This window comes from Pedobacter petrophilus, assembly GCF_009674725.1.
In the GTDB taxonomy this organism is placed as follows: domain Bacteria; phylum Bacteroidota; class Bacteroidia; order Sphingobacteriales; family Sphingobacteriaceae; genus Pedobacter; species Pedobacter petrophilus.
In genome coordinates, this window is sequence record NZ_WKKH01000024.1 from 21,752 (window position 1) to 46,796 (window position 25,045).

Below are 25,045 nucleotides of genomic sequence, written 5' to 3' on the forward strand. Positions count from 1 at the left end.
GAGTATACATTAGCCAGATCTTATTTATAACATATGGAAATAATAGCCTGTTACTATCTGCAACGGCACTTATTTTAATACTCACTTTTCTTTCAATATGTCTTTTAAGATCACCCAAACATTTTCAGCCAGGATTTTATCGCCCTCGGCTGTAGGATGGATTCCATCTTCCTGGTTAAGTTTTGGAATACCACCAACTTTATCCAGAAGAAAAGGCACTAATGCCATATTATTCTTTTTTGCCAGCGTTGGGAAAATATTTTTGAAATCCTGTGCATATTTAGCACCCATATTCGGTGGAACCTGCATCCCGGCCATCACCATCTTTACGTTAGGATATTTTATTTTAACGCTATCAATTATGTTCTGCAGGTTTTTAGCAGTCTGCGCAACTGGTAATCCACGTAAACCATCATTAGCACCAAGCTCCAACACAAACACATCAACAGGTTGTTTCAGCAACCAGGAAATCCTGTTTTTTCCGGCGGCAGAAGTTTCACCACTTAGTCCGCCATTAATCACCTTATAAGGCATTTTTAGCGAATCAATCCGGTTCTGAATCAGGGTTGGATAAGCTTCAGTCGGATCAAGGCCATAACCTGCGGTTAAACTGGTTCCGAAAAAGAGTATATTTTTAAGCTGCTTGCCTGATGATGGAGTGGCTTGGTCAGCTGAATCTAAAGTTTGATTGTTGTTTTCCTTGCTTTGTTTAGTTCCACAGGCGGCAAACAGTAAAGCCAAAACAAATAGGCCTGTTAAGCGTTTTCGTAACATATTATATAATTAATTCTCTAATAAAAACCACTACCTTAACAGATTAAGGGCGGTTATGTTTGGGCTCATATCCATATACAAATTCTAAAAAATAAACGATTGGAAAGTATTTTAAATATTCGTAACGTAAATAAAATTTATCAAAGTGCCGGGCGCGAGCTCAATGTACTCAACAATATTAATTTTGCAATCGAAAGTGCCTCTACGGTGGCCATCACGGGCCCTTCCGGAAGCAGCAAAACCACTTTACTGGGTTTATGTGCAGGGTTAGACCGCGCAAGCAGCGGCACAGTTGAACTGAATGGGATTGCACTCGAAAAACTTAATGAAGATGAACGTGCAGCTGTACGAAATCAATATGTAGGTTTCATTTTTCAAAATTTCCAGCTGTTACCAACCTTAACTGCTTTAGAAAATGTAATGGTTCCGCTGGAATTACGTGGTGCAAAAAACATTAAAGCACAGGCGCTTGATTTGTTGGATAAAGTTGGCCTGGCCGATCGTTCGCATCATTATCCGGTTCAGTTATCTGGTGGAGAACAGCAACGTGTTTCACTGGCAAGGGCTTTTTCTAATCAGCCAGCTATTCTTTTTGCTGATGAACCTACCGGAAATCTGGATGCTGAAACCAGTGAAAAAGTGATTAAGTTATTGTTCGACCTGAATAAAGATGCAGGCACTACGCTGGTTATTGTAACCCATGATTTGGAACTTGCTGCCCGAACCAGCAGAACCATAAAAATTAAAGGTGGCGCAATTATTTCTGATGAAAACCAAGGTTATGCAGAATAAGCTCCCTAAGCAAAGTATCAAATTATCATGGCTGTTTAAAATGGCCTGGCGGGATAGCCGGAAAAACCGCTCGCGTTTATTGCTGTTTATTTCTTCCATTATATTGGGAATTGCAGCCCTGGTAGCGGTATATTCTTTCAAGGATAATTTACAGCATGATATCGATTCTCAGGCGAAAGAACTCACCGGAGCGGATTTGGTTCTAGACAGTAGAAAAGGCGTAACCAAGGCCATGCAGAAAATGCTCGATACGCTTGGAAACGACCGTTCGCAGGAGAAAACATTTGCCTCTATGATCTATTTTAAAAAAGGTGGCGGTAGCAGGTTAGTGCAAATGAAGGCATTGAAAGGCAACTATCCTTATTATGGAACGCTTGAAACCCTGCCGGTTGAGGCCGGAAAAAACTTCCAGTCTGGTCAGGATGCATTGGTAGATCAAACGCTGATGTTGCAGTTCGGCGCACAGGTGGGCGATTCGCTTAAAGTTGGCGATCTCAGCTTCAAAATTCTTGGAACACTGGTTAAAGCACCCGGACAAACCGGAATTGCCGCAACGGTAGCACCAACGGTTTACATTCCCATGCAATTTCTGGCCAAAACCAACCTCATTAAAACCGGAAGCCGGATTAACAATAAGTTTTATTATAAGTACGATGATCCATCGGAAATTGATGAATGGGTAAAGAAAAACGAACCAAAGCTAGAAAGCGAGGGCTTTGATGCTGATACGGTCGAATCCCGCAAAGAGCAAACCGGAAGGTCTTTTAAAGATGTAAACCGTTTCCTCGCTTTATCTGGCTTTATCGCATTGCTTTTGGGCTGTGTGGGGGTTGGAAGCGCCATTCATGTATATATCCAGGAAAAGCTAAGTGCTGTTGCTACTTTACGTTGTTTGGGTTTAAAAGCCAGGCATGCATTTTTTATCTACCTGATTCAGGTCTTTTTTATTGGCCTCATTGCGGCAATGCTCGGATCAGCGCTCGGCACAGGAATACAGTTTTTGCTGCCAATTGTACTTAAAGATTTTCTTCCTGTGGAGATAACCATGCAGGTATCATGGGCTGCAGTTGCGCAAGGCATTCTGTTAGGACTTATCATTTCCGTTCTTTTTGCACTTCCCTCACTCCTCTCTGTAAGAAAAATTTCACCGCTAAACGCAATCAGGTTTTCTTTTGAGCAAAAGAGTCAAAAACAAGATCCTTTAATCTGGTTAGTTTACATCCTGATGATTGCTTTTGTAATTGGCTTTACCCATTTACAGATGAAAAACTGGATACAAACATTTGCCTTTACAGCCAGTATCGGCATTGCTTTCCTACTCTTGATTTTGCTCTCAAAAATCCTGATGTTTCTTGTAAAAAAGCTTTTGCCAAATTCCATCAGCTACTTATGGCGACAAGGATTTGCAAACCTTTATCGTCCGAATAATCAAACTTTAATGCTCACCGTTTCGATTGGATTATCTACGGCATTTATCTGTACGCTGTTTTTTGTGCAGGGTATTTTAATGAGCAGGGTAACGCTTAGTTCCGGGAGCAACCAGCCAAACATTGTGATGTTTGATATTCAAAACGCGCAGAAGAATGGCTTAGATAGTCTTACAAAATCGTTCAATTTACCACTGATGAATCAGGTTCCGGTAATTACGATGCGAATAGAAGAAATTAACGGAAAAACTTCGAGTGCGGATACGAGTAACCGCCGGGCTTACCGGAACGAACTCAGGGCTACTTATCAGGATAGCCTTACTGCAGCAGAGCAAATTACCGCCGGAAAGTGGGTAGGCAAAGTAAAACTCAATGAAACGATTTATATCTCCCTTGATCAGCGTTATGCACAGCAGATTAATGTTGGCCTTAATGATAAAATCCTGTTCAATGTTCAGGGAATGATGATTCCAACGGTTGTTGGAAGTTTACGTGAGGTGAACTGGAGTAAAATGCAAACCAATTTCCGAGTGGTTTTCCCTGCCGGAGTTTTAGAACAGGCACCGCAGTTTCATGTATTAATGACCCGTGTGCCTTCTAATGAGGTATCGGCCAGGTTTCAGGGAGAAGTTGTTCAAAACTTCCCAAATGTTTCGGTAATCGATTTAGATCTGGTACTCAAATTATTGGATGAACTGTTAAGCAAAATTGGTTTTGTTATTCAGTTTATGGCTGGTTTTAGCATGGTTACCGGCTGGATTGTTTTAATCTCTGCCGTGCTTACCAGTAAAAATCAGCGTACCAAAGAAAGTATTTTACTGAGAACCATGGGCGCAAGCAAAAAACAAATCCTGGCTATTAATGCGATTGAATATTTCTTTTTAGGAACGTTTGCTGCTGGCGCAGGATTAATCCTCGCTATTGGTGGCAGCTGGGCGTTAGCAAAGTTTACATTCGATGCCGCATTTATTCCGCCTTTTCCGGCTACCCTCTTACTTTTTGGTTCTGTAATTTTATTGGTAGTGGTTACCGGAATTTTAAGTACGAGGAGCATTTTAAATCAACCGCCACTTAAAATATTGAGATCCGGAAGTTAGTATTTTCAATTAGAGGATTTTAAATCCTCAGAAAATCTGGTCAGGAAAAAATTTCCTGACAACAGCATAACGTAGATTTGATATATTAGAATAATCATGTTAGTCGGAATCTTCAATCATTATTTTTATTCCAACAAATCAAAATTTACCAATGGTTACTGCTTATTCCGGGCAGTATTAATCTTTGATTAAATCGGTAACCAATGGAAACATTTTAGGGAAGAAGGTGTTTTTAAGCAAATTGAGTTAAAAATGAACCATAAGCTTAGAAACACCCTGCTACTGGCAACTTTAGGAATAATTGTGATCAGCTATGTCGGTTGCGGGGTATCTATCCCGAAAGGGGCAACTGCAATAAAGCCTTTTAAAAAAGATAAATACTTAGGTAAATGGTTTGAAGTAGCCAGAATGGACTTCAAATTTGAAAAAGATTTAAATAACGTTACAGCCACTTATTCGCTTCAGGATGATGGAACCATTAAAGTAGATAACCGCGGTTATAACTATGTGAAAAAAGAGTGGAAACAAAGTGTGGGCAAAGCAAAATTCGTAAATAATGAAAATGAAGCCAGATTAAAAGTTTCCTTTTTCGGACCTTTTTACGCAGGCTACAATGTTATAGAAATAGATAAAGATTACAAATATGCACTGGTTGCTGGAAACAGCCTTGATTATTTGTGGATTTTATCCAGAACGCCGATTGTTCCGGAAGAAATTAAAGCGGCTTATCTGAAAAAAGCAAAGGAAATCGGTTACAAAACAGAAGACCTTATCTGGACAAAGCACGATCAATAATTACTGATTGTGCTTTCTTTTTTCCAGCTCAGCCTTATCTGTTAAATCTAACCGAAGCGGCATAATCGAAACATAGTCATTTTCTATCGCCCAACGGTCGGTATTTTCCTCTCCAGCTTCGAGAGGTGATCCCGTAATCCAATAATATTTTCTTTCCATCGGATCTATTCCAGGTACCACATGCCCATCGTAAAGCCTGACTGATTGACGGGTCCATTTTATATCTTTCCGTTCCGGAGGAAAATTCACATTGGAAAGAAAGCGACCTGCATATTGATGATGAACTTTTTTCAGACAAGAAAAAATATAAATTATCGATTTCGATGTTGCATAGCCTGCTTGAAGTTATTTTGAATAAAGATATGTTGGTTTAATAGTCAGGTAAAAGTATAAACAAATTTGTTTATATTTGATTATGACACCATCATTTGAAAAATATAAAGGAATCCATCCGGGGGTTATTCTCGAAAGGGAACTAAAAAAAAGGAATATTAAAAAAAGGCCTTTTGCACTTTCCCTAAAAGAATACCCACAAATTATAAACGATGTTTCTAAAGGCAAAAGAGGTTTAACACCATCACTCTCTATTAAAATCGATAAAGCTTTAGATCTTGAAGAGGGAACAATGTTGGTTCTACAGGCTTATTATGAAATTAAAAAAGAAAGATTGGTAAAGGATGATAAGCCTGATCTAAAAGTTTTGAGGAAAGCCCTTTTTTGGGACACAGATATTAAGCAAATTGATTGGAAGGCACAATACAGGGCGGTAATTAAGCGAGTATTCGAACGAGGAAATAATGAGGAAAAAGCCGAATTAGAAAGATTTTATGGATTAACAAAAGTAAAAAAAGTATTGGCTGACACTGAATTAAATATAGATCAAAGTAGTTCTTCCGCTATTTTTTAATCGACTTAAATGCTACATTGGAATACGGTAGATCAATCTCTAAAAGCTTGTCTGGTCGACTTAATGCAAGCACCTGAATTAAAAAAATTCAGGTTGGTTGGCGGTACCGCACTGAGTTTATATCTGGGTCATCGGTTGTCCATCGATATTGACTTATTTACTGATGCTCCTTATCGCTCCGTCGACTTTGATGAAATTGAAAAGTTTCTACTTCAGAAATACAAATATGTAACAGGAGATTTTGGAGGAAATCCTGGTATGGGGAAATCCTATTTAGCAGGTACTGATCGCGATAACGCTATTAAGCTGGATCTTTATTATGCAATGGATCCTTTTTTTCAGGATTATGTTACTCACGATGATATAAGAATGGCAACAGTTGAAGAAATTATTGCGATGAAAGTGGATGTAATTTTAAGGGGCGGAAGAAAAAAAGATTATTGGGATTTACATCAATTATTAGAAAACTACACCATTGATCAAATGATAGAATTACATCAGAAGAGATTTGAGTGGACACACGATCGAGAAAAAATTCTCATAAACTTCAAAAACTTCAGCGATGCAGACCTGGATTTCGATCCCATTTGCTTGAAATCTAAAGAATGGATTTTTATTAAAGAAGATTTTGAGTTGGCTTTAAAAGATGTTTTATAACCCTACTTTTGACTTATGATCAGATTAAACAGCGAAACGCCAAATGATATACTTCAGGAGGTGAAAATTGGTGACATGGTAACCGATACCTTCAGTAAAACCGGTTTGGTAGAAAGCATTGAAACGAACGACGATGGGTTATACAGGATTTTTGAATTTCATCTGGTAACCGGACGAACAATCACGATAAAAAAGTAAATTGCAGTTCAACCCCCTCTAACCATGTCATTGTTCATCCTTCTTTTCGGCATTTTACTGCTTTTTATTATGATCTTGACAAAGATCAACCCAATGATTGCCCTGGTTGCAGTAGCCATTATTACGGGATTATTACTGGGAATGCCGGCTGCAAAAGTAATGGGCTCCATCAGCAATGGAATTGGAAGTACTTTAGGCAGTATGGTGATGGTGCTGGCTTTGGGCGCCATGATGGGAAAACTGATTGAAGATAGCGGATCTGCAAAGAGGATTGTTGTCATCCTGATTAAAGCCTTCGGCAAACAGAACATTCAATGGGCAGTGTTGCTTACCGGTTTGCTGGTTGGGATTCCGCTTTTCTACAACGCCGGTTTCGTAGTTTTAATCCCTTTGGTATTTGCCATTTCTGCAGCCACGGGTTTATCAAAATTATATATCGGCTTGCCCATGGCTACGGCACTTTCGGTAACACATGGCTTTTTACCCCCACATCCCGGTCCGGTTGCTCTGGCTGGAATTTTCCATGCAGACATTGGCCAAACGCTGATTTATGGCTTGATTTTAAGCTTACCCATTGCCGTAATCGCCGGGATATACTTTCCGCGGTTAATTATGAATAAAATTCAGCCAGCCGTAATTAAAGATTTTGTAATTGAAGAAGGCGAAGGTTTGCCTGGCACAGCGAAAAGTTTCATCACTGCACTGCTCCCTGTGTTTTTAATTGTCGCCGGAACAGTGGGAAGCGGAATCAACGGCCATTACCCCGGCAAATCTTTATTCATCTTCCTGGCAGATCCAACTGCAGCGCTTCTTATATCCGTAATTATTACGCTCTTCATTCAGAATACCAGCATCGAAAAAGCAATGGAGTCTTGCGCCGAAGGGGTAAAAAGTATTGCGATGATTATCTTGATTATTGCAGCTGGCGGAGCATTTAAACAAATCCTAATCGACAGTGGAGTTGGGGAAACAGTAAAAGAATTAACAGGAAATTTAAACCTTTCACCACTTTTACTGGCCTGGTTAATTACGGCATCACTTCGGGTAACATTGGGCTCAGCAACAGTTGCTGCTGTAACCGCCTCGGGAATGGTATTGCCATTGATTGGTCAGCATGCTTCGCCAGAACTGATGGTTTTAGCGGTTGGTGCCGGAAGTTTGATGTTTTCGCATGTAAACGATACAGGATTCTGGATGTTTAAGGAATATTTCAACCTCACACTGAAACAAACTTTTGGAACGTGGACCATTATGGAAAGTATTGTTTCTGTTTTGGGTTTATTAGGTGTACTGCTCCTGAATCAATTTGTATAAGTGCTGTTAAGCCATTTAGCGAATAGTAGTAACAGTCTCTTCACACCAATCGATTCGATGTCATTGCTATCAGTTTGCCTAAAGCATTTTTAATCCGGAAGCCATCTGCACAATACATCATAGCTAAGTGCTTTGTGTAATGGCGGCACTGCCAACGAATGACGATATGACCTTAGAGAACACTAAGATGAGCATGCCTTTAATCTGCGTTAGTAGCTTTACATCATTTTTTTAAAACCCTCCCATTTTACTTTCCATGTTCCATCTTTTGGGAAACCGGGATTGGTTTTATTATTGCCGTCCCAGCCTGCACACATCAGGGCAACGGCCGTGAGCAAACCACCATTTCCGGGCAGGTAAATCCGTAGCCGGTCATCCTGGTAGTTATGCCCGTTTACGAGATAGGTATTCGTTTGAACGTTCATCATGAGCGCATCTATCGCTTTATCTGGCATCCCCAGGCGGGCCGCAGTCATCGCTGTCATCGGGAAATCCCATCCCCAGGTATCATTCCAGCTCCAATCTTTCCACACTAAATCAAAGGTTTTCTGCATGGTCACTTTATTGAGCAAACTGGTTTCAGGCAACATGCCGTAAGTACCCAATACCGAAGGATGATCGGTTTTATACTCAGGATTAGTATAAGAATCCGGCGCACTTTCTGCAGCGAGGTAAACTCCGTTCTGCACAGGCAAAGGCGATAACTGTGCGACTACATCATCCCACTTTTTGTTGCGTTCCATACCCAGGCGAATCCGCCATTCTTGTGCAGTTTTTAAACCCCACTCCCAATAAGCCAACTCATAAGTAGGATTAAAAGTAGTTTCCGCTTTGAAACGTTCCTGCGCCGGAATCAAGCCAGGGCCTAAAATATAACGCCCTTTTTCCTTATCAAAATGAGCAAAAGAAGCCATAAAATCTGCCGTTTTAAAGACGAGGTCTTTATACTTTTCCAGCACTTTTTTGTCTGGTTTGGAACGGTATTCCAGCTCAGCAAAAGTGATAAAGTGTGGTTGTTGCCAAATCAACATGGCACCAATGGAAGATGGGCTCTCGTTGCCTTTATTATCAGTCATTTTTTGCCACCTCGCGCCTTCAAACCCCTGCACTTTAGCGATGTTTTTCGCTTTATCGGCTACCTTAAAATACCAGTCGGTGCTGCGCGTTAGTAGATCTGGCCTGCCCCACAGTGCGAAATGCACACCGTGCCACCAATGCATTTCGAGGTGAGGTTTACCAAACCAGCTGTTGTAGGTTAAGCCTGTTTCTTGGGGCGGGAAATCGCCGGAACATTGAATTTTGGTCAGGTATTCTGATAAAATAATTCTGCGTTCCAATTCAAAAGCCCTTTTATCAGTACTGCCATCAAAATCTACCGCAGCACCACTTTGCCAAAAGGCTTTCCACTGAGATTTACTGTTATTTTGAGTCAGCTCGAAAGATGGAATTTCTGTCTGAGCTTTTTGCTCAGAAATAAGGCAACTGAAACTGAAAGTTTTTGAGGTTTTATCCGGTGTAAGGGTAAAATAATGTTGCTGCTTTTCAGCCAGTTGTGCTTTCCCTTTCCAGGAAAGAGTGGTGAAATAAGTCGCAGAATCAACCTCACATCTAATTAAACCACCATTTCTGGTGTTATTTAGTAATGATGAACGATGCTTTTCTCCACTTGCCCAGTTGTTTCCAACATCAGCCCATTCGCCAGTTGGATAGGGATACCTGATTCTGATTTTTAAGCGGCCGGTTGCAATAAGGGGCGATGAAACCGAAGCGCTAATCAAATCAATATCCTGATGACCAACCGTAATCACATCTACCGGAATACCTTCCAAAGTAAAGCTACTTTTGATTTCACCCGTCCAGAGGTTTAGTGTTTGATTAATGTTTTCAATATCATTTACTGTAGCAGGTTTTCCATCTCTTTTAATCAGGTCGAAACCAATATTGCCCAATTGTAAACGATGCACATTCTGCCGGAAATAGTTAGTGGCTTCTTTTGCACGAAGCGGTTCATTCTGCTGAACCGTATAAGGGATTTTACGTCCGTATTGGTTGTAATAGCGGTAAGCTTCGGTAATTTTATAACCTAAATCATTTTTAAAAGATCCCCAGCCCCATTGCGATTGCGTGCCCAGGGGAACTCCTTTCACATAGCGATCCGGAAAACTTTGAAGCCCGGTGGCATCTACAGTGAAGGCAAACCTGCCATTACCAACAGATAAAGAAGCAAGCGAGTCTATTTTCTTTACCACAACATTATGCCGGGAAACCAGCACTTCACGGTTAATTTGTGCAAGCAGGTTTTCACTCTTGACCAAAACAGCCAGCAACAAAATAATTGTTATTTTTTTTAACATAGAAAGGTGCATCATTTTACGATATCGTTTAAATATTATCAAGGTACAAGAGCCATTTTCCTTTATTTATCGGCATCTTCCTCCTCTTTGAGATTTGTTTTTTCGATTTTGCCAATCATCTGGATTCCATCCAGGTTCGTTCATTTGTAAATTACCTGCTTAAAGTAATAGCCATTAATCCCACCACTACATCATTACAAAGTGCTGAAAGCGTAATTTTAGAAAGTGTTTTTGCAGGATTGAGCTTAATGCCCAAAGCCGTCGCTGCCCCGCCCTCAATTTCTTTTCCATTCCATTCTGCAGCATTAGCGAACGTTACTACCTTGCCGGTTTTGAGGTGCACCCTAACAGGGCGATCGGCACCAGTATCAAAAGCAAAGCCATCCGTATAAAGATCTTGTTCTATTGGCCACCAGTTTTCGGGATTACGCAATGGCAATTTCTCCGTTGAACCATCAGCATAATACACAATGATTTCTCCATTATCCATTCTACTTTGCATGGGGTTGGTGGAACCTGCCAATAAGAAAAATACGGCATTGGCCTTCCCAGAAAGCGGAATTTCGACCTGGGCAGGATAATTATCCCATTGGGAAGTATAAATAATATTTTTAAGTTTAGGCGTTGATGGCGTGTTGAAAACCAGCCCCGAAGGCAAGGTAAATTCATTTTTCGCACCAGCCAGGTGCCGCAAACCAGTATCATTAATTTCAGGATTGAGTTTCGTATTGGTCCAGTCGCCAATGCCTTGTATAGGCAATTGCAGCGTGGTGGTATTAGGCCTCGGACTTAAATATTTATTTTTAAAAATTTGTCCTACCTGATCATTGAAGAATGTAGATAAGTTTATCGTTTCCAATTTTTGTTTCCTCCATTTTGAATCAGTCAGGTTGAGGATTTGATTTTCCTTTTTATCCTTTTCTATAATTTCAAAGCATATTGGAAACCAATAAGTGAAATCTTGCTGCTGTAGTTGTACAAAAGCTGTACGGTTGCCAATTTCACCTTTTACGACTGCTTTTAGGTTTCCATCCATCGTTGCAGGCTGATCCAAAATACCCTGCGGATCATAAACTTTTAAAATCTTCGCATCAGCAAAATTCACATCAATCCTTGCGCCTAAACGATATTTATCATCTAGCTTGGTTTGTGATAAGCTGCCTTTGCCCCATACCACCTCAACCTGGTAATTTTTCGCTGGCGCGACATCGAATTCAATTTCAGGAGTGGAAATGGCGTCATCTACGTTTCTCCAATTAATTTCTTTTCCGTTTACTTTAAGCGAGCGGATACTATTGCTTCTGGCTTTAATTCTCATTTTCAAACCCAGTTGAATGGCAAAAGCCGGTGTCAATTTATACTCGTCTGTTTTGCCATTTCTTTTGAAGGAGAAAGCAAGGTCAGGAATTTTCAAACTGGCGTGATCCCAATCCTGAGGTAGCCCGGGTCTAATTAGCAGCGTTTTATTTAACGCATCGGGAATAACCCCAAAAAGGCCTTCAACCAGGGCACGTGAATTAATCCCAACCGGATCACCAAAATCACGATAGGATTCGCCCAAAGTAGCATCGTAACGCGAAACCTGTGCAAAGTTACCCGGACTTCCGCCAATGTACATACTGGTTAACAATTCGCTTTTCCAAAGCTTGAAAGCCTCTTCTGTTCTGCCGGCTTGCCAATTGGCCAGGGCGGTATGGGTAGATTCGGCCAAAACAACGTTATTTAACGACCACTCATAAGGCATCCAATTGGTGGTAGACAGGGTGTAGTAGCCTTTATCTTCCAGGCCATTTGCCCGGACAGGGATATGTGGAATGCTGGTATCTACATACCGCAAACTTTGCCAGGTCTGAAAAGCATCCGGAACTTCTGAATCAATACAGTGGTAAATGGTCCATAAACCTGCTGACGGATGGCGTTTTTGCAAACCCAGGGCATCTTTATATTCTGCAAACCAACCTTTTTCGGGCATCCACAATTGTGCATTCATAGCCTTTAAAATCAAATCTGCTTCCTGTTGGTAAGGCTTTGGATCTTCTTGAATTAAAGGTGCAATCTTTGCTGCAAGTAAATTAGCGCGGTAATTGTAAGCGGAACTATGGGTGCCGCTTCCACCGCTATATTGTAACGCATCACTCGCCCAAATGGCAGCATAAGCATCATAAAGACCATTGTTATCAGGATCAAAAACCCGCTTTTCCCAGGCCAGATGCCTTTTAATTACCGGCCACATCTCTTTCACATAAGCTAAGTCTCCCGTCCAGTTAAAATGCCGGAAAAGCTGATCAATGTAGACGAGATTCATATCGTAATGGTGCGGACGAATCAATTTTCCATCCGGCTCTCTGCTGATATAGCCATTGGTAAACATAGCGGTACCCATTGCCTCTTTCGATCGTGATAAATTGAAGGTGGTATCGGCTAAAACAGGTCCGCTTTCTGGCGTAAGCACCTGCGAACGGGCGTAAGCATTAAAATGAGTTCTTGCCCGATCATGCCAACCGAGCGGATCTGCAGTGTACGGCCCTCTCCAACCCGGCAAGCGCATACGCCATCCAACTGCGCCATGCAGGTAAGAAGGTTCTTCCCAAATGCCGTCAGAAGCCATAGCCAAAGCTCCACCTATGGTATTAAAAAAAGGATCGGGCGTATCAACTATGATCCGATTGGCTAAAATTTCCCTTGCCTTTTCTGATGCTAAAAACTGGGTTTCAGGAGTCCACCGTACCGGCGCTTTATCCATTTCAGGGTTTTGAATCAGCACATAAAAATCTTTATTGTTTTTTACTTTTATCTTGCCTGTAAGGAGTGGATTTTGCTGATCTCCAGATTGATCCAATTCTATCGGAGAGGAAAGACGAGTGGCATCTGCTATTCTGATTGCCGCAGGGAACCGGCCTTTTAATGTCTTTTCTTTTCCATATTGAAGGGCGAAATTATGCCGATCAACCGTGAATACGTTGCTTTTACAATTTTCTGGTTTCAAATAAAAAGACGATTCCGGATCTACCCCTAAATCACCACTTCTTTTAAATTTCTGATCGCTGGCCCCACCAAATGCCCACAAAACTTCGGCACCTGATTTTACATTTTCAAAACGGATTTTCAGGATTAATCCATCACCTTTGCTTAAAGCCAACAGGTTTAACTGCATTTTACCTTCACCAAGCAATGGATCCTGAATGGTGTATAGCATCGACCCCGGCCGGTATCTCGCAGTTATATTTTCTGCTTTAATCAGCCACTTGCTTTGTGCTCCGTTGATCAGGCCAAACTGCAAATTACCACCCATTGCCGGCATGTATAAGGCAAATTCCGGTAGGTCTCCTGCTTCTACCCGAAAAGCGGTATTGGTACCGTATAATGCCCTCGTGAATCGGCGTGCACCATTTTTAATTACGAAATCTCGTCCTTCAGGATGATACCTGAGGCTTGCTTTTTCATTATGCCAGGTTCCATCCTTTAGTTTTGGAGGATAAAGTTCCTGTGCGAAAAGGCTGGCAACCGTTGCAAACAGACAGTAACTTAAAATGCAAAAGCGTTTCATGGGAAATTGATTTAAGGCTTAACATTTGTTGAATTCGTTACTTTTAAGGAAGACCCGTCTGCTGCTGCAATTTCAACCTGATTAAAAGTCCAGTTTTCGGCAAAATCTATACTTCCAGCGGTTGCTGCTCCGATTTTCAAATTGGTTAACTTAAAATTTCTCAAGATTGTTCCATTCACCCCGATGGCATTAATGGCTTTTTTAGCATTGGTTGCCGTAACATTAAAAACATTTACATTTTGAAAAGTTGGGATACCTTTACTTTCCGGTTCCACCCGATTTAATAGTTTAGTCCAGTGTGGTGGAATAGAATCAGGGTTATACCCGGCAGGCAACGTAGAATAGCTGTAGGCCGGGTTCCAGTTAGGGTTAATCTGAATTACATTTCCAACGCCATGCATGGTAATGTTTCCAAAATAAATATCTTCAACAGTTCCTCCACGTGTTCTTGCTGATTTGATATTAATGGCATTACTTGTACCATAACCTACTAAATCTGTAGCCCATACATGGCGGATACTACCGGATGTTTCGCTGCCAAGTGTGAGCAATCCGGCACCTTTGCGTGCCACACAATTGCGAATTACCACATATTCTGTAGGCCGGTTTACCCGCAAGCCATCCCAATCACGACCAGCTTTTAAACAAAAGTTATCGTCGTTACAGTCTATATCACAGTTTTGAATGAGTGTCCATAATGAAGAATCTACATCGATCCCGTCTGTACTTGGGCCATGGCCATCAACATTGTTTTTAATGGTGATGTGATCAACCGTTACATAAGATGAATATAAAAGCTGTACCGTCCAAAAGCCAGCCTGTTGAATGGTTACATCTTTAATGATAATATCATTTGCAGATTCTACCAAAATTGTTCTAGGGCGCTTAGCATCGTAATCTACAATCCACCTGAGGCCTTTTGCATCGTAATCCTTTCGCAAATTCCAGTAATAATCCCAAAATGGCTTACCCTGAGCATTAACAAGCCCCCCACCAGAGATAGAAGCCTTATTTTCTTTTAAAATATTGATTAATGCAGCCGGCCATTTCATTTCAATTCCGGCTACGCGGGTATCAATTTCGGGATAGTCTTTAATATCCTGACTTCCTAATAACTCTACTCCTTTCCCAATTTGGAGATTCACACCAGATTTTATAAATAATGATCCGGTTAAATATTTTCCGGGGGAGAATGAAACGATCCCACCGCCTTTCTTCGCGCACTCATCAATGGTTTTCTGAATGGCTATTGTAGCCAAAGTTTTACCATCATTTACTGCACCATATTCATTAACGACAAGATTATTCTGCTTAAAAGTAAATTTCCTGGCTCCTGCTTTATTTACCCAGGCAGGTGCTTTAGGTTGCGCAGAAACGGCAATAGCAGTCAGCAACAAGGCTGCAAGCAAAAGAGAATGGAGACTTTTCATCAGTTTAAAAAATATTTGGTTAAATATAATGATCTATAACAGATGCTATACTGTACTCATTTTGGTTAATATATCAAAACCAGCGTTGTCAACTATCCTGTTGCATCCTGTTTATGTTATAGATTTTTAGTGATCTAATACCGTTTTCAAAAGAATGTTCTCTTTTCCTTTTGACCAGGAATTATATAAACATTTCCAGTAATGATGTAAAGCCGGCAACAGCATTAGTTTTAATTTTGTAACCACACACCAACAAGACTACTACTGAAATGAATATCAAACTATCGTTATTTATCTTGCTGCTATCTGGATTTGCCTTGAGCGCAAGCGCCCAGCATGAAATGCACATGAGGGGTGATTCGGCTAAAAAAGATACTGCCCAGGTGGATCATACTATGCACCACATGAAAGGGATGCAGACTGAAGTACCAATGAGCCATGCCTATTCTTTAAACTTACCGATGCAAAGAAATGGATCAGGAACCGCATGGTTACCAGATGCTTCACCCATGTATGGTTTAATGTTTCACTCCAAAAAATGGATGTATATGGCGCATGGAAATGTGGCATTACGCTATACGAAACAAGATGTGGCAGATAAAGGAAGCCGTGGAGGAGATAAATTTGATGCACCAAACTGGTTCATGTTTATGGGGCAAAGAAAGGTTGGTGAGAAAGGTTTATTTCATTTCAGTTCTATGCTTTCGTTAGATCGTTTTACCGAAGGCGGTGCCGGATATCCCCTTTTGTTTCAAACGGGTGAAAGCTGGAAAGGACAGCCCTTAGTTGATCGCCAGCACCCTCACGATTTGTTTTCAGAACTTTCTGTGGCCTATACTTACGCCTTCAATAAAAAATCAGATTTAACACTCTATCTGGGTTATCCCGGAGAACCGGCCTTAGGTTCAGTTGCCTTTATGCACCGTCCATCGGCACTCGCTAATCCAGATGCGCCAATCTCTCACCATTGGAATGACGGCACACATATTACTTTTGGAGTGGCCACAATTGGCTACCGATATGATAAAGTTAAAATAGAAGCTTCGTCTTTTACCGGAAGAGAGCCCGATGAAAACCGGTTAGATTTTGACAAACCAAGGTTCGATTCTTACAGTGCCAGGTTATCTTACAATCCAACAAAAAACTGGGCATTGCAGGTTTCGCATGGCTGGATTAAAAGCCCGGAAACACTCCACAACGATGAAAATGTAAACAGAACCATTGCTTCAGCCATTTATTCACTACCACTTGGTGAGGAGAAAAACATTAATGCTACCGCACTTTGGGGCTTAAATAAAACAAAAGGCCATGATGGAGAAAACGCTATATTGCTGGAAGGTGCTTATCGGAATAAAAAACTTTCTTTATACACCAGATATGAGTATGTACAAAAATCTGTCGAAGAACTAAATCTGAATGAGGATATTTACGGTCATGATGCTTTTGGGGTTAACGCCCTGAGCTTTGGGATTAATTACGACATCTTAAACTTTAATAAATTCAGAACCGCAGTAGGCGGACAGGTTTCGCTTTATAAAACCAATGCTGCGCTTGATCAGCTTTATGGCAAAAATCCTGTTGGTGCACAGGTTTTCATCCGGATTTACCCAAACCTGATGAAAATGTAATAAGTGCGACAGAATCGTAATGATACACTGCACCTGGTATAAATGAGCGCAAGCTAGCCAACTTAAATCCTAGCCCACGCTCGTTTCCGAACGATCGTGGAATATCTCTTACTCTGTGACGATGGAAGTGCGATAAAATCGCAACATATACTGCTTCGTTATAAACGAGCGCAAGCCAGTTACTTTAAAGCTTTAAAAATAGCCACTAAATCTTCTTCGCCGTAGGTACTTTCTGCATCTTCAAAAGTTTTTAATGCTGTTTTAGCTAAAGGAGTTGAAATTCCCTCATCTTTTGCCAACCTTAAATCTTTAACAATATGTTTCAAAGCAAATGCAGCTTTGTATTGGTCGTTCAAAATTGCTTCGCCTTTAATTTTGGTAAATACGTTACCAATTGCAGCGTTGCCAATCAGGTCTAAGAGGTCTGCCGATTTAATTCCTTTTTCATTGGCAAACAAAATGGTTTCTGCCAAACCCTGGGTATACAAGGCTAATAGAGAATTAATAGCCAGTTTAGCCTGGTTGCCTGCGCCCGTTTCACCAACCCATTTGCTTAATTTCCCTAACCGATCGAGTATTGGTTTTACTTCTTCAAAGGCAGATTGATCGCCGCCAACCATAATCACTAACTGACCAGTTTCAGCTTGTTTCACACTGCCGGAAACCGGAGCATCCAGATAATGTGCATTTTGTGCGGCGCAGATGGCAGCCATCTTTTTAGATATTGCTGGCGAAACCGTACTCATGTTAATGATGATTTTTCCTTTTAACGCAGCTTTTAAAAGACCGTTTTCTGCTTCAAAAACAGCTTCAATTGCCTGGTCATCAGCTACCATAATGATAATCACATCAGTTTCTGAAGCCAATCCTTGCGGACTATCCGCTACCCTGGCACCCATTTCCATTAATTGGCTTGCTTTTCCTTCACTTCTATTATAAACGGTAACCGGATATTCTGCTTTTATCAATTGTTCTGCCATTGGAATGCCCATATTTCCGAGGCCAATCCACCCTATTTTTGTAGTGCTCATTTCTTTATCTTTTGATGAGGAACAAATTTGATCAAGAAATGATTGAAATGAGTAGTGTTTGTATCATTTTAATTTTTTATCACCTCCTGGAGTTTAAATATTGATTGAAACCAGTGAATGTGTAAAACCTAAAACGGAAATAGCAACTGAAATATATAACTTTAAAACTCAATTGCACAACGATGAGCCATCTACTTAAAGACTTGTATTCTCCGGCATTTTATGATAAATTAACAACCGCCCTGGTTGCCACATTACCTGGTTTTGATCGGCCAAAGTTCCTTAAAGAAATATTCAATGATGATTTCAGCTCAAAGGAATTAAAGGAACGGATGAAACACACTTCTAATGTACTTCATGGTTTTCTTCCTGCTAAATATCCGGAAACAATCCAGATTATTAAAAATACTATTGAAGTATTGAGAAAAAAAGGAATTGGAGAAGATGGTTTAGCGTACATGTTTTTACCCGATTATCTGGAAATCTATGGGATAAATTATTTTGAAGAGTCTGTTAAAGCACTTGAATTTGTAACCCAGTTTGTAAGCTGCGAATTTGCAGTTCGCCCGTTTATTATAAAATATGGTGAGCAAATGATTACCCAAATGCAGCAATGGTCTTTACACGAAAGCCATAAAGTAAGAAGGTTGGCAAGTGAGGGCAGCCGGCCGCGTTTGCCCTGGGCCATGGGAATTCCTTTTCTAAAAAAAGATCCGGCGAGCATTTTACCTATTTTAGAAAACCTGAAGCAGGATTCTTCTGAATATGTGCGGCGAAGTGTTGCAAACAGCTTGAATGATATTGCAAAAGATCATCCACAAATCGTATTACATATAGCTAAACGCTGGTCGGGATTAAGCGCAGAAACGGATGCCATTATTAAACATGGATGTAGAACACTGCTTAAGCAAGGCCATGCGGAGATTTTAAAACATTATGGATTAAGTGATGAAGGTATTTTATTAAAAAATTTCCTGATTTTAACCCCTGAGGTTAGGATTGGAGAAAGTCTTGCTTTTTCTTTCTCCATCAAAAATGAGAATTCAACTGCGCAAAAAATCAGACTGGAATATGCAATTTATTACAAGAAAAAAAGTGGGCAGAACACTAAAAAGGTTTTTAAAATTTCGGAAAGAATTTACCAGGCTGGTGACGAAGTAAGCATTGTTAGAAAGCAAAAGTTCGTTTTAATTACCACACGAAAATTTCATTTAGGCGACCATCAAATTGCGCTGATTATTAACGGAGCCGAAAAAGAAATATCAAATTTTGATTTATTGGACTAAGCCAGTAGGGTAACTAATTGATCCAATAATGGAATTTGCCTGTCTTTAATAGCCAGAATAGCCTTTTCATAAACAAACCAATCCCCACGATCTACTTCTACAAAACTTTGCATTTTACCAGATTTCGGCGGCCATTGCATTTCAAAGGTGTTGCTCTTTAAGGTTTCAGGATCAAGATCACCTTCAATTGCCCAACACAGCACTTTCTTCCCTCCCTTTTGGATAATCGGTTGCAGTTCGATGAAATCTCCATCAATCTTCGTTCCCACCTCTTCTTCAAATTCTCTGATTGCAGCATGAAGTGGCTCCTCATCATTTTCGAACTCTCCTTTGGGCACAGACCAAACCCCCAAATCCTTTTTTACAAAAAGTGGTCCCCCTGGGTGAATCAGGAAAAATTCTACCTCAGGTCCGGTTTTCCGGTAAAGCAATAATCCTGCACTTTGTCTCATAGAATTGTGGTTTTAGCTTTTAATACAATAATAGCTTAATTAAGTTTGATAATTAAGCCTGCTGGATGATAAGCTAACAGGATATATTGATAATTAAATTCCATTAATCATAGAAATTCCAGCTTACACCGAACTTCAATAAGGCATCCTGCATAGGGTAACGATTCACCGTATAATAACCGGGAACAAATAAACCCTGGTTTACGAAATCGTATTTAACAAAAAGGTTTGCGCGTTTAAGATTTGCTTTAAAGAAAACATCAACAATTGGCGTTGATTTATAAACAGTGTTACTTCCTATAAAAAATTGCGCAGTTGCCGGCGAATATGAATAGTTGGCATATTCAGAATTATACCGTACATCAAAACCAAAATTTGATTTCAGCACCTTGAAAAAAGTACTGTTTAAATAAATACTATTATAGGTATAGAATTCTGGAGTTCTGAGAATTTCATTTCTATCTGTTTTTTGATACGCCAGATAGTTCTCCAATACAAACTTTCCGAACCGCCATTTTTTCGAAACATCAAATCTGATTAAGCTGATATCTCCATCAACCTGTTTAGGCGCAATTGCATTATTTCCGTTGGCATTATCTAAAGCAAAGTAGAGATAATTACTGGTTAAGAAATACTTGGCTCCTGCTGTGAATTCGTACTTATCATTGATAAAGTTAAAAGACAGGTTGGCAATTTTTGTGTTCTGAAAACCTGTATTTTCCCATCTATAGTGATTACCATGATAATAATTAAAGAGTTGAGATGGAGATTGATTTTGTACATAAGCACCTAATTCTACACGCCCAACGGCTTTACTTAACAGAATTCTGCTTTTAGCTTCATACAAATAATCGCCTGCATTTTCACCTTGTAAAATCTGCTGTAAATCTAGATTAAAATCGATGTTATTAGAAAAACGGTAACCAGCAGAACCTAGAACTGTTGTATTCTGATAAGTAAACTGACTTTCTTCATACGTTAACCCATCAGGCTTGAAGCCCAAAAAACGTTGCGTATAGTAATCATGCCGGATTCCCGCATCAATTTTTAGCTCATTTTTTATGACCGTTGAATTTTTCGGACGAAGAAAAAAGCTATAAATAAATTCGTTCTTAATGTGGCGTACCTTGGTAGAATCATTTGTAAAGGAAGGATCAGCAAATCCAATGGGCAATACATTATTTATATCAGGTTCATTCTTGGCAAAACTATAATTATCGCTATTGTATTCTACTGTGTAGGTAACTTTATTAGTAGGTAAAACTGCGTTATTGGCATTTGTTGAAGTATCTATCCTTCCTACATAATAAGTTTGCCTCAGGAAGAGTGTATTTTTCTTATATAAATTTCTTGCTGTGGTAAGGTTTACCACTTCTGATGCACGATCAATTTTACTATATCCCGGCTCAAAAATAGTGGTATCGCTATTTGAACCATTTTCGTAGGCACGCATGGTATTAAAAATAGCCGAGGCCCACATGTTGTATCGCTTACTCGGCGATTGGTACCAGGAGAAAACAGCTACATTTAAATGATCTCCACGCTGTCTCCGGTAAAAACCCCGGGAATCGCCACGATTGAAATTCACCCCAACATTCCAGTTTTTTTTAATATTCTGGCTATGGATCATTTTAAACAACTGCTCTTTCTGGCCTGCACTTACCAGATACAGACTGGTGTAGGGTGCCCTGGCCTGATAATAGATAATGTCATCCGGTGTCATTGCATAATAATCCAAGGAGTGGAAACCTACATCGAACCCAATTCTTTTGCTTGGTTCGTAAAGTAAAGGTCTGGCAGAAAGCCCCATATTACCGTTGTTAATGGTGGGATGCTGAGGCTGCAAAAGCGGGCTATAATTCTGGATATTTATGGTAGATGTATCGAGCGGCAACAACACGATACTATCTTTGCTCAGACCAAGCTTTGTATAACGAATAAATTTCGCAGTGTAAATAACAGAATCCTTTCCATCAAGTTTTTTCCGGATGGAATCTGCTTCAGTTTTTTTATTAATGTTTGTTTTTAAATCCTGGGCAAAGGCTTTGTTGATGCCAGTTAGCAGTAAAATTAAAAGACAAATTTGAGCCAGTTTACCCATCTTACAACTCAGCAATTAGGCGGGTTAAAATTTCGGTCATCTTCGGTTCCGCTTTAGCCGCAGCCGCTAGAATCTCGTCGAGGTTAAAGGGTTGTAAATCTTCCGGGAAACCTTCATCTGTTAATACCGAAATGGCAAATACCGGTAAGCCAGCATGGTTGGCAACAATTACTTCAGGCACTGTGCTCATCCCAACGGCATCTGCACCAATCAAACGCAGGTATTTATATTCTGCTTTAGTTTCTAAATTTGGCCCGGAAACGGCTACATAAACGCCTTTATGGCAGTTAATATCCACTTCTTCAGCAATCTTCAGTGCTTTTGCAATAATATCTCTTTTGTAAGGCTGACTCATATCAGGAAAGCGCGGACCGAGTGAGCTTTCGATTAAACCGCGTAGCGGATTATCTGGCTGAAGGTTAATGTGATCTTCGATGATCATTAAATCACCTTTCTTAAATTCAGGATTCAATGATCCTGCCGCATTGGAAACAATTAGATTTTCGATGCCCAAACCTTTCATTACCCTTACCGGGAAAGTGATTTGCTGCATGCTGTAACCTTCGTAATAATGCAAACGCCCTTGCATGGCAACAATTTTTTTTCCGTTTAACGTTCCGAAAATTAGTTTACCACTGTGAAATTCTAATGTAGAAATAGGGAAATTTGGAATGTTGGAATACATCAGTTGATGCTCAACCTCGATTTCTTTCACTAAACCACCCAATCCTGTTCCTAAAATAATACCAATCTCGGGCTTAAAGTTTTCAGTTTTGCGTTTTATATATTCAACGGTTTCTTCTATTGCTCTTAACATAGTTTAAAATAAGTTCGTCAAAGGTAATCTTATCTTCTTCAAATAAATCAACCTCAATAGGTAAAAAATATACGGGTAAATTTACCAGTAAATCTTTAAATCCCGCAGCTTTTAAACGTTTGCTATCCTTTTCTGTTGTGATGATGATTTTTTCTTTTTTACTGCCCGATTCGAATGCTGATTTAAACTTCCGAATATCGTCTGTTTTAAAGGCATAATGATCAGCAAATTTCTCGTGTTTAATGGTTTTAGTATACTTTTCCAATTCCTCAATTAAAGGATCTGGATTCGCAATGCCCGTTAATAAAAATATCTGATAATCTTTTATCGATTCCAGTGAACGGCTCTCTTCTGAATAAAGGTGTTGTAAATCGCCATATTTTAAATAGGAGTGCAACACTTTTTGCGTATCATTAGGCTGCAATTCATTAACGGAGGCCTGCTGTGCTACATGCAACAATGGAACCGGGGCTTTGGTAACCAATAAAATATCTGCTCTTTTCCTAGAGGCAAAAACGTCGCGCAGGTTCCCGGCCGGAAGTAAAAACTGTAAGGTTCCCAATTTCCTGAATTCGAAAAGAAGAATATTTAAGCCCGCTTTTACCGGTCGATGTTGAAAGGCATCGTCTAAAATGATTAAATCGTGGTTTTCTTTTAATTTTTCAATTCCCTTCACCCGATCCTCACAAACGGCGACAGTTACCGCTTCAAATTTATGGTAATATTGTAGCGGTTCATCTCCTATCATTTCAGCAGTGGCATGATCATCCGCTAAAATGAAACCTTTCGTTTCCCGGCCATATCCCCTGCTCAAAATCGCAATTTTATAATCTGCCAATAACCTCACTAAATATTCAGTGGTGGGTGTTTTTCCTGATCCGCCAACCGCCAGGTTGCCCACACAAATTACTGGCAAATCAAATTTTACGGAGCGCATAATTCCCCAATCGTAAAGTTTTTTTCGAAGGGTGATGGCTATGCCATAAATTAATGAGAACGGAAGCAGTAAAAAACGTAAATAGTTAAGTAGCATAATTATGTTTTCAAAATTACCTATTATTTAAAAAAGAAAGGCACCGCATTTTTGCGATGCCTATTAAAGCAACCCTTTCCAATAAGAAATGTTTCTAATTTTAAGCTTTTAAAAATAAGCTTAAAATTCTGCTTCTTGATTTTGCTGTGTAAGTCGCTAAAAATCCGGATGAAACAATCTGATCAAAAACTTTACGTTATAAGAATATTATTTTCACTATTATTGCTGATAATCAATCTTAAGTAATGTCTCCTAATAAACGTTTAGTAATTGGCCAGGGCCAGATAAGTGGTTATATCTCTATATTTCTTGCTGTTTTAGCTTTGCTCGGGATTCTTTGTTTTCACTATCCTGAAAAACTGACCACTCCGGAATTTCGGGAAATATATACCAAAGATAGTATGGAAGTGTTGATGTTAGGCGGCGTAATTGCTTCCTTCTTCTTTGCTGCGCTGAGTATTATCTTAAGTAAAAAACTAAAATGGGGATGGCCGGGATTTGCACTAGCCGCTTTAGCTGTTATTCTGGGTGCATTAAGCGTTGAAGGAAGAGATGTGGCCAAATCCAGCTGGCATTTTGGTTTAGACTGGATGATTTTAGACTTACTTTTAATGGTGGCGATATTTGTTCCATTGGAATTATTTTTCCCTAAAAACAACGAGCAAACCAAATTCCATGAAGAGTGGCGTACCGATTTAACTTACTTCGTCATCAGCCATTTATTTATCCAGTTTTTCGGAATCATTACCCAAAAGCCTGCCGTGTTATTCTTTGGATGGATGGGATTAGATAAACTTCACACCTGGGTGCAGGGTTTACCTTTTATCATTGCCTTATTTTTAGCTTTCTTCACTACAGATTTATTTCAATACTGGGCGCACCGCTTTTTTCATACGCGTGTTTCTTTATGGCGCTTTCATTCTATTCACCATTCTACACAAAATATGGATTGGCTTGCCGGGAGCCGGACGCATTTTATTGATATCTTTTTCACCAGGGCAATGACTTTTATTCCGCTATATATTTTCGGATTTTCATCAACGGTGTTTAACGTTTACATTATTTTTATTGCCATCCATGCCGTATTAATTCACGCCAATACGAGAATTAACTTCGGTCCGCTGAAATATATTTTTACCACACCGCAGTACCACCATTGGCACCATTGCGAAGACCCGAAATATTACGGGCATAACTTCGCCTCCATATTTCCATTTATAGATATGATATTTGGCACCTACTATCTGCCAAAAAATGAATGGCCGGCCGGCACGGGTGTACACGAAGCGGCTTACCCGAAAGGTTTTGTCAATCAATCTATCTATCCTTTTACTAAAAGTCCGTTTGATACCGATTTGAATATGGAAGAAAGAAGCGACAGGTAATCTAGATCCCGTTAGTTGCT

Annotated in this window: 20 protein-coding genes; 10 read left to right on the forward strand and 10 right to left on the reverse strand. The window is 40.0% G+C overall.

What is annotated here, in order from left to right; genetic code table 11:
* Positions 1-81: 81 nt before the first annotated feature.
* A complete protein-coding gene (locus tag GJU39_RS14815) occupies positions 82-774 on the reverse strand; it encodes an arylesterase (protein ID WP_154281722.1) in 693 nt (230 codons plus the stop codon).
* Positions 775-873: 99 nt separating this feature from the next.
* Here GJU39_RS14815 and GJU39_RS14820 point away from each other — a divergent pair, with 99 nt between their 5' ends.
* The 3 genes from GJU39_RS14820 to GJU39_RS14830 all read left to right on the forward strand — a co-directional run bounded on the left by GJU39_RS14820 (position 874) and on the right by GJU39_RS14830 (position 4,885).
* Positions 874-1,566 (forward strand): ABC transporter ATP-binding protein, encoded by a 693-nt coding sequence (locus GJU39_RS14820; protein ID WP_154281724.1) that lies wholly within the window; start codon positions 874-876, stop codon positions 1,564-1,566.
* On the forward strand, positions 1,556-4,090 hold the full coding sequence (locus GJU39_RS14825; RefSeq protein WP_154281726.1) for an ABC transporter permease: 2,535 nt from the start codon (positions 1,556-1,558) through the stop codon (positions 4,088-4,090). Before GJU39_RS14820 ends, GJU39_RS14825 begins: the two co-directional genes overlap by 11 nt.
* 252 nt (positions 4,091-4,342) lie before the next feature.
* Positions 4,343-4,885: a lipocalin family protein gene (locus GJU39_RS14830; RefSeq protein WP_154281727.1), complete on the forward strand. Its 543-nt coding sequence runs from the start codon at positions 4,343-4,345 to the stop codon at positions 4,883-4,885.
* Here GJU39_RS14830 and GJU39_RS14835 read toward each other — a convergent pair whose 3' ends face one another.
* Positions 4,886-5,134 carry a SurE domain-containing protein gene (locus GJU39_RS14835; RefSeq protein WP_209437656.1) on the reverse strand — a complete coding sequence of 83 codons (249 nt, stop codon included), beginning with the start codon at positions 5,132-5,134 and terminating at the stop codon, positions 4,886-4,888.
* A gap of 166 nt (positions 5,135-5,300) precedes the next feature.
* On the opposite strand from GJU39_RS14835, the gene GJU39_RS14840 reads away from it, so the two are divergent.
* Genes GJU39_RS14840 through GJU39_RS14855 form a run of 4 tightly spaced genes read left to right on the forward strand, consistent with a single transcriptional unit; the run spans position 5,301 to position 7,961 of the window.
* The gene (locus GJU39_RS14840) at positions 5,301-5,792 is read left to right on the forward strand and encodes a helix-turn-helix transcriptional regulator (RefSeq protein ID WP_154281728.1); all 492 of its coding nucleotides are present in this window, start codon (positions 5,301-5,303) and stop codon (positions 5,790-5,792) included.
* 9 nt (positions 5,793-5,801) lie between these two features.
* On the forward strand, positions 5,802-6,449 hold the full coding sequence (locus GJU39_RS14845; protein WP_154281730.1) for a nucleotidyl transferase AbiEii/AbiGii toxin family protein: 648 nt from the start codon (positions 5,802-5,804) through the stop codon (positions 6,447-6,449).
* A gap of 15 nt (positions 6,450-6,464) precedes the next feature.
* A complete protein-coding gene (locus tag GJU39_RS14850) occupies positions 6,465-6,647 on the forward strand; it encodes a hypothetical protein (protein WP_154281731.1) in 183 nt (60 codons plus the stop codon).
* A 24-nt stretch (positions 6,648-6,671) separates the two neighbouring features.
* Positions 6,672-7,961, forward strand: a complete 1,290-nt coding sequence (locus tag GJU39_RS14855) for a GntT/GntP/DsdX family permease (protein ID WP_154281732.1) — start codon at positions 6,672-6,674, stop codon at positions 7,959-7,961.
* A gap of 218 nt (positions 7,962-8,179) precedes the next feature.
* On the opposite strand, the gene GJU39_RS14860 is transcribed toward GJU39_RS14855, so the two are convergent.
* From GJU39_RS14860 to GJU39_RS14870, 3 genes are all read right to left on the reverse strand, one after another.
* Entirely contained in the window at positions 8,180-10,315 is a 2,136-nt protein-coding gene (locus GJU39_RS14860) for a hypothetical protein (RefSeq protein ID WP_154281733.1), read from the reverse strand.
* A 151-nt stretch (positions 10,316-10,466) separates the two neighbouring features.
* Entirely contained in the window at positions 10,467-13,862 is a 3,396-nt protein-coding gene (locus tag GJU39_RS14865) for a DUF4450 domain-containing protein (RefSeq protein WP_154281734.1), read from the reverse strand.
* A gap of 11 nt (positions 13,863-13,873) precedes the next feature.
* Positions 13,874-15,292 carry a glycoside hydrolase family 28 protein gene (locus GJU39_RS14870; protein ID WP_154281735.1) on the reverse strand — a complete coding sequence of 473 codons (1,419 nt, stop codon included), beginning with the start codon at positions 15,290-15,292 and terminating at the stop codon, positions 13,874-13,876.
* Between the two features lie 269 nt (positions 15,293-15,561).
* On the opposite strand from GJU39_RS14870, the gene GJU39_RS14875 reads away from it, so the two are divergent.
* Positions 15,562-16,920 (forward strand): hypothetical protein, encoded by a 1,359-nt coding sequence (locus GJU39_RS14875; protein WP_154281736.1) that lies wholly within the window; start codon positions 15,562-15,564, stop codon positions 16,918-16,920.
* A 179-nt stretch (positions 16,921-17,099) separates the two neighbouring features.
* On the opposite strand, the gene GJU39_RS14880 is transcribed toward GJU39_RS14875, so the two are convergent.
* Positions 17,100-17,951, reverse strand: coding sequence for an NAD(P)-dependent oxidoreductase (locus tag GJU39_RS14880; protein ID WP_154281737.1), 852 nt, complete (start codon positions 17,949-17,951; stop codon positions 17,100-17,102).
* 182 nt (positions 17,952-18,133) lie between these two features.
* Between GJU39_RS14880 and GJU39_RS14885 the strand changes: the two genes are divergently transcribed.
* The gene (locus tag GJU39_RS14885) at positions 18,134-19,237 is read left to right on the forward strand and encodes a DNA alkylation repair protein (protein ID WP_154281738.1); all 1,104 of its coding nucleotides are present in this window, start codon (positions 18,134-18,136) and stop codon (positions 19,235-19,237) included.
* Here GJU39_RS14885 and GJU39_RS14890 read toward each other — a convergent pair.
* The 4 genes from GJU39_RS14890 to lpxK all read right to left on the reverse strand — a co-directional run bounded on the left by GJU39_RS14890 (position 19,234) and on the right by lpxK (position 23,640).
* On the reverse strand, positions 19,234-19,689 hold the full coding sequence (locus tag GJU39_RS14890; RefSeq protein ID WP_154281739.1) for an NUDIX domain-containing protein: 456 nt from the start codon (positions 19,687-19,689) through the stop codon (positions 19,234-19,236). The two genes, GJU39_RS14885 and GJU39_RS14890, sit on opposite strands and share 4 nt — an antisense overlap.
* 103 nt (positions 19,690-19,792) lie before the next feature.
* On the reverse strand, positions 19,793-21,805 hold the full coding sequence (locus GJU39_RS14895; RefSeq protein ID WP_245227918.1) for a putative porin: 2,013 nt from the start codon (positions 21,803-21,805) through the stop codon (positions 19,793-19,795).
* On the reverse strand, positions 21,792-22,607 hold the full coding sequence (locus GJU39_RS14900; RefSeq protein WP_154281740.1) for a purine-nucleoside phosphorylase: 816 nt from the start codon (positions 22,605-22,607) through the stop codon (positions 21,792-21,794). The genes GJU39_RS14895 and GJU39_RS14900 overlap by 14 nt, the downstream gene beginning before the upstream one ends.
* Complete coding sequence (lpxK, locus tag GJU39_RS14905; RefSeq protein WP_154281741.1) at positions 22,579-23,640, reverse strand: tetraacyldisaccharide 4'-kinase; 1,062 nt, start codon at positions 23,638-23,640, stop codon at positions 22,579-22,581. The genes GJU39_RS14900 and lpxK overlap by 29 nt, the downstream gene beginning before the upstream one ends.
* Positions 23,641-23,885: 245 nt before the next feature.
* On the opposite strand from lpxK, the gene GJU39_RS14910 reads away from it, so the two are divergent.
* Positions 23,886-25,025 (forward strand): sterol desaturase family protein, encoded by a 1,140-nt coding sequence (locus GJU39_RS14910; protein WP_154281743.1) that lies wholly within the window; start codon positions 23,886-23,888, stop codon positions 25,023-25,025.
* The last annotated feature ends 20 nt before the right edge of the window (positions 25,026-25,045 follow it).